Origin of the sequence: Mucilaginibacter sp. 22184 (assembly GCF_052045695.1) — a bacterium.
GTDB lineage: Bacteria > Bacteroidota > Bacteroidia > Sphingobacteriales > Sphingobacteriaceae > Mucilaginibacter.
Window position 1 is genome coordinate 1,219,639 of the sequence record NZ_JBQEPI010000001.1, and the last position, 10,514, is coordinate 1,230,152.

The window sequence follows — 10,514 nt, forward strand, 5'->3', positions numbered from 1 at the left end:
ATAATATTGTGTATATTTGCACCTAATTAATAAAAGAGGGGGCGATTTGTCCCCTCTTTTATTTTATCAATCAAATTATCAATCAAAATACCGGAGGGTAATGAATATTGAAAAAAGAGTAAGAGAGCTGGTTGAGGAGAAGATAGCCGATAAGCCGAATTTGTTTATTGTGGACATCAAAATGCACTCGAACGGAAAGCTGGTTGTGCTGGTAGATGGTGATAACGGCCTGGGAATTGATGATTGTGTGCAGATTAGCAGGCACGTTGGCTTTCATTTGGAAGAGGAGAATGTGATCGAAACGGCATACAATCTGGAAGTGTCATCGCCGGGAATTGATTACCCGCTATCATCGGCCAGGCAATACGCCAAAAACATAGGGCGTACTTTAGGTATCAAAATGGCCGACGGAACCAAAAGGGAAGGCACGCTGACAGCTATTACAGAGGATGCCATTATTATTGAAGAAAAAGTAAAAGAAAAAGGGAAAAAAGCCGAAACTGTTGAAAGCGTGATCCCTATGGATAAAATAACAGAGACAAAAGTTTTAATATCATTCAAGTAGAAAATGAGCAATATTAATTTAATTGATTCTTTTCAGGAATTTAAAGATTTCAAGAACATTGACCGCCCAACCATGATGAGCGTTCTGGAAGACGTTTTCAGAAGCATGATCAGGAAAAAATATGGCACCGATGAAAATTGCGACGTAATTGTAAACACAGATAACGGTGACTTAGAGATCTGGCGTACCCGTAAGGTTATGGAAGATGGATTTAGCGAGGATGACGACCTGGAAATTGAATTAGCCGAAGCACAATTGATTGATGCCGACCTGGAAGTTGGAGATGATTTTATTGAACAGATCACGCTGGAAAGCTTTGGCCGCCGAGCTATTTTAGCCGCCCGCCAAACACTGGTTTCAAAAATTCTGGAACTGGAAAAAGATGAGATCTTCAAAAAATATAAAGATCGTGTAGGCGAAATTGTTACCGGTGAGGTTTACCAGGTTTGGAAAAAAGAAACCCTGGTGCTTGACGATGAAGGTAACGAGCTATTGCTGCCAAAAACCGAGCAGATCCCGGCTGACTACTTTAAAAAAGGCGACAGTGTAAAAGCGGTTGTTCATAAAGTAGATATGCTGAACAGTAACCCTAAGATCATCATTTCACGTACCGCTCCTGAGTTTTTACAGCGTTTGTTTGAACTGGAAGTGCCTGAGATTTTCGACGGACTGATCACCATCAAAAAAATTGTGCGTGAACCGGGTGAAAGAGCAAAAGTGGCAGTTGAGTCATATGATGACCGTATTGATCCGGTTGGTGCCTGTGTGGGTATGAAAGGGTCACGTATACATGGTATCGTTCGTGAATTAAAAAATGAAAATATTGACGTGATCAATTTCACCAATAATGTTCAGTTATATATTCAGCGTGCGTTATCTCCAGCCAAAATAACATCTATAAAGCTGGATGACGATAAAAAAACGGCTGCGGTATATTTAAAACCCGATCAGGTATCACTGGCCATTGGCCGTGGCGGTCATAACATTAAACTGGCCGGTAAACTAACCGGCTATGAAATAGATGTTTACCGCGAAGCAGACGAGCATGACGAGGATGTGGACATCGAAGAATTTTCAGATGAAATTGACAGCTGGATCATCGATGAGTTTAAACGTATAGGTTTAGACACCGCGAAATCGGTACTTGCTTTAACAGTAGGCGAATTGGTAAAACGTACAGATTTGGAAGAAGAAACTGTAAAAGAAGTGTTATCAATATTGAATGCTGAGTTTGAATAAGCATAGAAACCAAAATTAAAATCGTATTTTTGCGATAATAAGCAGAGAAATTATAATAAATGTCAGAAGACAAATCAATAAAATTAATTAAAGCAGTAAAAGAACTCAACATTGGTATGAGTACCATTGTCGATTTTTTGGCTACAAAGGGCTATAAGGTTGAAAAACAACCTATGGCGAAGCTGGATAGCGACATGTACTCCGCATTGTTGAAGGAGTTTGCTGTTGACAAAAGTATCAAGGAGGAAGCCAAGCAGATCAGTATCGGAAAGATCAGAAAAGAAGAGCCTGCTGCGTTTCCGGAAAAGCCGGTTGAAAACCGCCGTTCAAGGGATTTTGAGAACGAGGAGATATTGATCAAAAATACTGGTCATTATGCTTCGCCGCAGACAGAAAAACCAAAACCGGTTGAAACAGCTTCTGAAAAAACCGAAGAACGTAACGACGTTTTGCCGGGTGTTAAGGTTGTGGGTAAAATAGATCTTAATAACCTGAACGCGAAACCACAACCTGCGGCCGAAAAACCCGCGGAGGTGGTAAAACCTGTAGAGGTTGCTAAACAGCCGGAAGTTGTGGCTCCAGAGCCCAAACCAGAGCCTAATGCCGAAGCGCCAGTAGAAAAAGCTCCGGAAGCCCCAAAAGCCGAAGAGCCAAAACAACAGCCTGTTGTTGAAACGCCTAAAGCCGAAGAACCAAAAGCACCCGTAACTCCGCCGGCACCCCCTGCTGTACAAGCCCCGGTTGCCGAGGCTGCTGCTGATGAGAACCAGGAACCTGATGTGATCAGGGCAAAGGCCGAAAGACTTACTGGGCCTAACGTGATCGGTAAAATACAATTGCCGGTTAACGCGCCTAAACGTAATCCGGTGGCATCATCATCAAACGCTAATAACGCCGATCATAAGCGTAAAAGAAAACGTAAGGATAACCAGGGTAACCCGCAACATGGTGGCGGACAGCAAGGTGGTGGTAATCACCAGCAACCACAGCAGGGACAAGGACATAATAATCCACCTGCAGGCGGAACGATTAATCCAAACCGTCCTGATTTCAGGAACCGTGGTAATAATCCAAACGCGGGTGGTCCTAACCAGGGTGGTGGCAATCGTCCCGATTTCAGGAACAACCGTAACGCTCCTCAGAACAATACACCAAAAGAGGAACCATCTGAAAAAGATATACAAGACCAGATTAAGGCTACACTGGCCCGTTTAAGCGGAGCCGGTAAGTCGGGTAAATTTGCGCAAAGGGCTAAATTCCGTCGTCAAAAACGTGATGATGTGGCCTCAAGTGCCGAAGAACTGGCATTAGAGCAGGAACTACAATCCAAAGTATTAAAGGTTACCGAGTTCGTAACCGCGAATGAGTTGGCTTTAATGATGGATGTATCTGTAACGCAGATCATATCTACCTGTATGAGCCTGGGTTTATTCGTGTCTATTAACCAAAGGCTTGATGCCGAAACCCTAAGCATAGTTGCCGACGAGTTTGGTTATCAGATAGAGTTTGTAAAACCACAGGACGAGGAAGCCAACTTGGAGCAGGAAGATGATCCGGCAGATCTGATACCACGTGCGCCGATAGTGACCATTATGGGGCACGTTGACCACGGTAAAACATCCCTGCTCGACTTTATACGTAAAACTAACGTAATAGGCGGCGAGGCCGGTGGTATTACCCAGCACATTGGTGCATATGAGGTAACCCTGCCTGGCGATAAAGGTAAAATAACATTCCTGGATACTCCAGGTCACGAGGCGTTTACCGCTATGCGTGCAAGGGGGGCACAGGTAACGGATATTGTAATTATAGTAATTGCTGCAGACGATAGCGTGATGCCGCAAACCCGCGAGGCCATAAACCACGCGCAGGCAGCAGGTGCACCTATTATCTTTGCTTTCAACAAAATTGATAAGCCAGGCGCTAACGCCGATAAAGTACGTGAGCAGCTTTCGGCAATGAACATTTTGGTTGAAGAGTGGGGCGGTAAATATCAAACCCAGGAAATATCAGCCAAAACAGGCTTAAATGTTGAGCTGCTTTTAGAAAAAGTATTGCTTGAGGCCGAATTGCTGGAACTGAAAGCCAATCCGAATAAACGTGCCGTAGGTACGGTTATTGAAGCCGCTCTGGATAAAGGTCGTGGTATTGTAACCACTATCCTGGTACAGGCTGGTCGCTTAAAGGTTGGTGACCCGATACTGGCAGGCTGTTACAGCGGTCGTGTTAAGGCGTTAACTAACGAGCGCGGACAAAGAGTTGAATCTGCAGGACCGTCAACACCGGTACAGGTATTGGGTATGCAGGGGGCGCCTACAGCAGGGGATAAGTTTAACGTGCTGGAGAGTGAAGTTGAAGCCCGTGAAATTGCCAATAAACGTTTGCAATTACAACGTGAGCAAGGTTTACGTACACAGAAACACATCACCCTTGATGAGATCGGCCGTCGTTTGGCAGTGGGTAACTTTAAGGAGTTGAACATCATTGTTAAGGGTGACGTGGATGGATCTATCGAAGCGTTATCGGATTCATTACTGAAACTATCAACCGAACAGATACAGGTTAATATCATATCTAAAGCAGTTGGTCAGATCTCTGAATCTGATGTATTGTTGGCATCTGCCTCAGATGCGATCATTATCGGTTTCCAGGTTCGTCCGTCAGGCAGTGCCCGTAAGTTGGCTGAGGCCGAACAGATCGATATCAGGTTGTATTCTATCATCTACGATGCGATCAACGAGATCAAAGCCGCGATGGAAGGTATGCTTGCACCAACATTTGAAGAGAAGATCGTTGCCAATGTCGAGATACGCGAAACCTTCAAGATCAGCAAGGTGGGTACTATTGCCGGTTGTATGGTGTTGGATGGTAAAATTAACCGTAACAGTAAGATCCGTATCATTCGCGATGGTGTGGTGATCTATACCGGTGAGCTGGCATCATTGAAACGCTTTAAAGATGATGTTAAGGAAGTAAATGCGGGTTATGAGTGCGGTTTGAACATTCAAAACTTTAATAACATTGAAGTAGGCGACATTGTTGAAGCCTATGAAAATGTAGAAGTGAAACGTAAATTGTAATAGCAACTTTCCGATATGTAAAATAAAAAAGGCCCTTTTTAAGGGCCTTTTTTATTTTACAATCTGTGATGACGTGGATGGTGTACAACAGGATGGTGATGACGGTGCACTACATGACGACAGTGATGTGTTTGTGCGCTGGCGGTGGTATAGGCAAATGTTGCAAATAATACAACCGCTAATATTTTTAAAGCTTTCATAATGTTTATTTAATTGTTATAACTGATAGACAGGTATTTTGATTGTCGGTTTAGTCAATACAGATGTAACATTGGTGTTTCATTCGGGGCAGCTATCAACTACAGTTATTTGCCGTATGCAAATATGACCGTAGCAACCTACCATAAAAGCAGACTCTTTTTATGCTACAGACGAAATTGCTAAAAGCCGGATATGTGATTTTCACAGCCTTCCATTTAGGTAGTTTAATGTGAATATCAACACTGATAGAAAAAGCCAATTAGTAGTTAAAACCAAAAAAATTATTGAATTAAAGCGGAAATTGCTCCTGCTGGAGCTGCTGGCAGCCGTTATTTTACCTTTGATGTAAAATAAATTAAAAAAAGTTTAAAAGGTCTAAAAATGGAAATTTTGAATAGGCAGTAGCTGGTTTTGGTTGATATTGAGTTGTTTATAAAATGGTAAAATGGCACCTGTCTATAGGCGATAGCACCGGAAAAGAGTAATAACGCCACAATAAAAAAGTTTTTTTTCAAAACCATTTGCGTAATACAAAAAGCTGCGTATATTTGCAGACCCAAAAACGGAGTGGTAGTTCAGCTGGTTAGAATACATGCCTGTCACGCATGGGGTCGCGGGTTCGAGTCCCGTCCATTCCGCCAAAAGCATTTTAAAAATGTTCAAAAGCCTTTAAATCATATGATTTAAAGGCTTTTTGGTTTTTAAGGCCCTCCAAAGCAAACCGGATTATTCATTATCTAAGCGCGTCATTTATGACGTCTTTTATTTTGAAAAAAAGACGCGTTGAAATCTTTATAATAATCTGATTATAAACCTGTTCTGTTATTGAACATCTTGTTTTAAAGGCGCAGCATTTCGACATTTGTTTTACCCTTTAATGTTCGTTATGTTAGAAAAAAGCTTCGGGCTGTTCTTCTTTCTGAAGAAGCCCAAAAATGAAAAAGGAAATGCAAGGTATATTTATCTGCGTTTAACGGTAGATGGCATATCAAAAGATATTGCCACTAAAAGGCAATGGGATAACCTGCGATGGAATGCTTCTGCGGGACGGGCGACCGGCCTAAAAGAAGATGCAAAAGCGCTTAACAGTTACCTGGATGTGATGTGCAGCAAGGTGTACCAGGCCAAGAAAATGTTAATGGATGCGGATAAAGCGCTGACCGCGGAAAGCCTCAAAAATGTGCTTACAGGGCAAGGTGACGAAAAGCGCATGATTCTCGGTGAGTTCAAACACCACAATGAGCAGATGAAAGCTTTGGTTGGCCAAGAGTTCGCGCCGTCTACATTAATGCGCTACAAGACTGCGCATGATCATACTGCGGCTTTTATACAATGGAAATACCATGTAGAGGATGTTGATGTTAAAGATTTGGACTATGAGTTTGTTTCGCAATTTGCATTCTGGTTAAAGAGTGTCAGAAGGTGCGGGCATAACGCAACGATGAAATATCTCGGAAACTTTAAAAAGATTGTGTTAGAATGCATCAAAAAAGGCTGGCTGCTTAAAGATCCGTTTGCGGGATTTAAAACTAACAGAAAAGAAGTGATCCGCGTAGCTTTGACAAAGGAAGAACTGAATGATATTGAAAATAAGGATTTCGAAACCGATAGGTTGAATCATGTCCGTGATATTTTTCTTTTCAGCTGTTATACAGGTTTGGCTTATGTGGATGTTTATCAATTAAGACGTTCTGATATCATTACAGGCGTTGACGGTGGAAAATGGATCGTAACCACTCGCCAGAAAACAGAATCCGCTACGCGCCTTCCGCTATTGCCAGCTGCATTGAAAATCATGGCGAAGTATGACGACGATCCAAAATGTGTAAATAAAGGCTTAGTATTACCGGTATTGACCAATCAGAAAATGAATTCCTACCTCAAAGAAATTGCTGATGGTTGCCGGATCAATAAAAACCTGACTTTTCATATCGCCCGTCACACCTTCGCAACAACAGTAACATTAAGTAATGGCGTCCCTATAGAAACGGTTTCCAAAATGTTGGGGCATAAATCACTTAAACAAACCCAGCACTATGCCAAGATTGTTGATTTGAAGATCAGCGAGGATATGGAGAGGTTAAAGGGCAAGCTTCAGCAAATGGGGCCTGCCCAAAACCAGATTACTATTTATTAAAAAGATTTGGTTGTAAAAGGCCTTCAGATTTGCTACACAGCGTGTAGCAAATCTGCTATCAAACAACGGCCATTAGCAAGTAAAACATTAAATTTAAAAATCATGAATAGCGATAAAGTTATAATATATAAAACAGAAGACGGGCAAACATCAGTTGACGTAAAAATCGAAAATGAGAATGTATGGCTTACTCAATAGATATTCCGGAGCCGTTGATCAATGGGTTCCGCAAATAGAGGTCAGGGCGTTCCGTTACACTTTGACCATGCTATCTTTTTGAGTTAGATATTTGAAATTTATATTCATTAACACGACTCGTTGGTCCAATGAGCACGGAACAACATGGTCAAGCATACCGGAATATCCACATTCATGGCATTATTTCCCCCACAACGTATTCGGATGATCGCATCTTAAACATACGTTTTTTACTTTGCTAATTATTTTAGTATTTTTGCATATGAATTTTCTCCACTTTTTTTTCGCAAATTATGCCTCCAGTATTGATATCTTCGCGATTTAATAATCAGGCATTTGTTTTGTTAATAACATTCAGAGAATTGAATTCGTAAAAAATAAAATAATTAGCTAATATTAGCGTAAAGAAAAGCATGTCGACACAATTTGATTTCGTAAAAGAGATTGCTAAATACGGTCTGGAGAATGACCAGGACAATTTGCTTAAAACCTTAAGCGAACTGATCGAGCATTCGAAAAAAACGAAAAAACTCAACTTTGCGTTACAGCTTCAATCCATCTTAAAAGAGTCTTTAAAAGAGCAGAAATTCTCCGGCTTGGTAAAAGTTGAATCCAACAACTATTACGACAGGGAGGATGAGCGGGAGATCAGGGAATTTATCCTGGATAAGGTTACATCCGATTATTCTTTTGAGCAGATCATCTGTACAGACGAAGTTAAAGAAGAACTTTCCTTTTTTATCAAGGAGCATCAGTTTGCAGGCGTGATCCGTCAATTAGAACTACCTATATCCAATAAGATCCTTTTTCATGGTCCATCCGGCTGCGGAAAAACCCTGGCAGCCTACATACTGGCCGGCGAATTGAACAAAATGATCTATGTGGTCAATCTTGGCGCAATTGTGTCCTCTAAACTGGGAGAGACCAGTAAAAATATCAGTAAGATATTCAAGAAAGCCGCCAAAGAAGATTGTATCATATTTTTTGACGAATTCGATAGCTTAGGTAAGATCAGGGACTACAGCCAGGATCATGGCGAAATGAAACGGGTGGTCAATACCATCCTGCAATTATTTGACTACTTGCCCCAGGATACCATGGTCATCGCAGCCACCAACCAGGTAAATATGCTGGACGAGGCATTGCTGCGCCGTTTTGACCTGATCGTTAAACTGGATAAGCCAAGTAAAGAGCAGGTCGAAGAACTCGTGCATAAAACACTACGGAACAGCAAATTCGATTACGATCAGTCGCAGGTAAAAAAATTATTACCAAAATGCCATGGATTATCTTTCTACAGCATTCAAAAAACATTGAGCAATGCGATGAAAAAATCCTTTATCAATAACCAGCTCCAACAATTGGACACAAAGATCTGGAGCAACCTGATTGCCAGTGAAAAAATAGCACTGATCAAAAAAGAGCCGGTTGTACCGGCTCAATAACTTCAATAATTAAAAATCAGCTTCCAGATCGTCTGCCTCCGCTTCCAGTGCGGCAACGATATCCGCTGTTACATTGATATTCGTAAACTGTTCATAAAAATCAACTCCGGAAAAATCCTTTTTTGTTAATTCAGAGAAAGTCAATACCATAGAAAAGGGATGTTGACCGCTCAGGTAATTCTTCACCTCGTAAGACGCCTCAGATTTCCCGGTACATCTCACGATCAGCGAGATCTCATTACCCGTTTTTGCCAGGTCATTGATATTGATCTTCAGCTTAAGTTTTTGCGTATTCGAGAACTGCCTGATATTTGGATAAAAATCGTCCGACCAGGTTTCCAGGACACGTTTAACACCCAATGCCTCTTTCCGGGCCGTGTTCTTATCTGCCGCTTCCGTAAGCCCCCGATATAAGGGAGTATAAAAATTTAAGCCATCCGCATCCTGCCGGTATGCCGCAACTTTGGCCGTTTTGACTGGATCAGTAAATGTTTTGATAAAGTTAAAACTGATATGCAAAGGATTATAACCCATTTGTTCATAAAAGTCCGGATGAAATTTATAACAGAGCGTGGCTTCCACTTCGATCAGCGTACTTTGTTTACCAAAAGCATTCAGATATTTTGGCAGATGAATAGGGATCGCTTTATGGGTGTCCACCGCGATACGGTCTTCAATAATAACCGTAATAGATTTCCGGTCTGAACTTAGCGCTTTGACCGGATCCGGCTTACCATGCCCCATCAGTCGGCTGAGCAGATCCTCCTGATGAAACCACTTATTGATCTTCAATTTTTCAGAACGTGATAAAGCAGCCAGAGATTTTCCAAATTCCAGCACGGAAAACTTCTCTTTCAAGCGGTTCAAGTGGTCCTGTAAAAATCCGGATGGTGCAGTAGGCGTCGAAGAATTGATCATCAATGCCTTAATAGATTGCGTATTAATGGTCGGATATTTATGTGCTATCTGTGCGGCAAGATTAGTGGCAAACGGCGTTGCGAAGCTTGTACCGCATTCCTGTCTGTACAGATCGGTACCCACCCCGGTGCTCAATACTTGCATACCCGCACTGTCAGCTCCATAATCCCCACCCGGAAAAACAATATCAGGTTTAAATAAACGATAATTGATATGCTTGCTTTTCAACCTGCCACCATTGACTTTATAGTAAGGGCTCACATGGTACTTACTGGTATAATATGCAGGCGTGATCTTATCCAATGACATATCCACCAAGGTCCCGGCATTTAAATTATCAGCCAGCGCACCGACAGTCATATTGTTGAGTGATTCCGCCGGTTCTTTCAGATTGGTTGCCTCGCAACTGTGTTCATCGGACATCTCCTCCGGTGAGAAAAAATGTGCAGGATAATCCAACAGGGGGGCATAACCGGGCGTTTGCATCCGGTCATAAATGATAAATAAGTCATCCGCATTCAGATTGCCCGCCGAGATAAAAAACAAGATATCCAATTCATAACTCAGCTTGTCTAATAAATATGCAAAAAAGGAGTAATCGCCATTATAGCTTGGATATACCAATGATATTGACCCCTCTTCGCCAATCTAAAGTGACCCCTCTGAGTTAGGGTTTGAAAGAGAGTAAAGTTGTTGTACAGATAGGCTCCTGGGAGCGGATGTTTTTGTCC

The 10,514-nt window shown here is 41.9% G+C and carries 6 protein-coding genes and 1 tRNA gene; 6 read left to right on the forward strand and 1 reads right to left on the reverse strand.

All coding sequences use genetic code 11. The features are described from left to right. The first annotated feature begins 100 nt into the window (after nucleotides 1–100). From rimP to ACTJKG_RS05300, 6 genes are all read left to right on the forward strand, one after another. The gene (gene rimP, locus ACTJKG_RS05275; protein ID WP_172333897.1) at nucleotides 101–565 is read left to right on the forward strand and encodes a ribosome assembly cofactor RimP; all 465 of its coding nucleotides are present in this window, start codon (nucleotides 101–103) and stop codon (nucleotides 563–565) included. 3 nt (nucleotides 566–568) lie between these two features. Further along, nucleotides 569–1,804 (forward strand): transcription termination factor NusA, encoded by a 1,236-nt coding sequence (gene nusA, locus ACTJKG_RS05280; protein WP_172333896.1) that lies wholly within the window; start codon nucleotides 569–571, stop codon nucleotides 1,802–1,804. A 59-nt stretch (nucleotides 1,805–1,863) separates the two neighbouring features. Beyond that, nucleotides 1,864–4,884: a translation initiation factor IF-2 gene (gene infB / locus ACTJKG_RS05285; RefSeq protein WP_440738532.1), complete on the forward strand. Its 3,021-nt coding sequence runs from the start codon at nucleotides 1,864–1,866 to the stop codon at nucleotides 4,882–4,884. Between the two features lie 765 nt (nucleotides 4,885–5,649). After that, a tRNA-Asp gene (locus ACTJKG_RS05290) sits at nucleotides 5,650–5,726 on the forward strand. A 245-nt stretch (nucleotides 5,727–5,971) separates the two neighbouring features. Further along, nucleotides 5,972–7,222 carry a site-specific integrase gene (locus tag ACTJKG_RS05295; protein WP_440738533.1) on the forward strand — a complete coding sequence of 417 codons (1,251 nt, stop codon included), beginning with the start codon at nucleotides 5,972–5,974 and terminating at the stop codon, nucleotides 7,220–7,222. Between the two features lie 611 nt (nucleotides 7,223–7,833). After that, complete coding sequence (locus tag ACTJKG_RS05300; protein ID WP_440738534.1) at nucleotides 7,834–8,865, forward strand: AAA family ATPase; 1,032 nt, start codon at nucleotides 7,834–7,836, stop codon at nucleotides 8,863–8,865. A gap of 9 nt (nucleotides 8,866–8,874) precedes the next feature. Here ACTJKG_RS05300 and ACTJKG_RS05305 read toward each other — a convergent pair whose 3' ends face one another. Further along, a complete protein-coding gene (locus ACTJKG_RS05305) occupies nucleotides 8,875–10,407 on the reverse strand; it encodes a S8 family serine peptidase (protein WP_440738535.1) in 1,533 nt (510 codons plus the stop codon). Nucleotides 10,408–10,514: the final 107 nt, after the last annotated feature.

Coding starts and splice junctions, on each gene's coding strand:
- rimP (WP_172333897.1), top strand. CDS start 101: ATGAATATTGAAAAAAGAGTAAGAGAGCTGGTTGAGGAGAAGATAGCC.
- nusA (WP_172333896.1), top strand. CDS start 569: ATGAGCAATATTAATTTAATTGATTCTTTTCAGGAATTTAAAGATTTC.
- infB (WP_440738532.1), top strand. CDS start 1,864: ATGTCAGAAGACAAATCAATAAAATTAATTAAAGCAGTAAAAGAACTC.
- ACTJKG_RS05295 (WP_440738533.1), top strand. CDS start 5,972: ATGTTAGAAAAAAGCTTCGGGCTGTTCTTCTTTCTGAAGAAGCCCAAA.
- ACTJKG_RS05300 (WP_440738534.1), top strand. CDS start 7,834: ATGTCGACACAATTTGATTTCGTAAAAGAGATTGCTAAATACGGTCTG.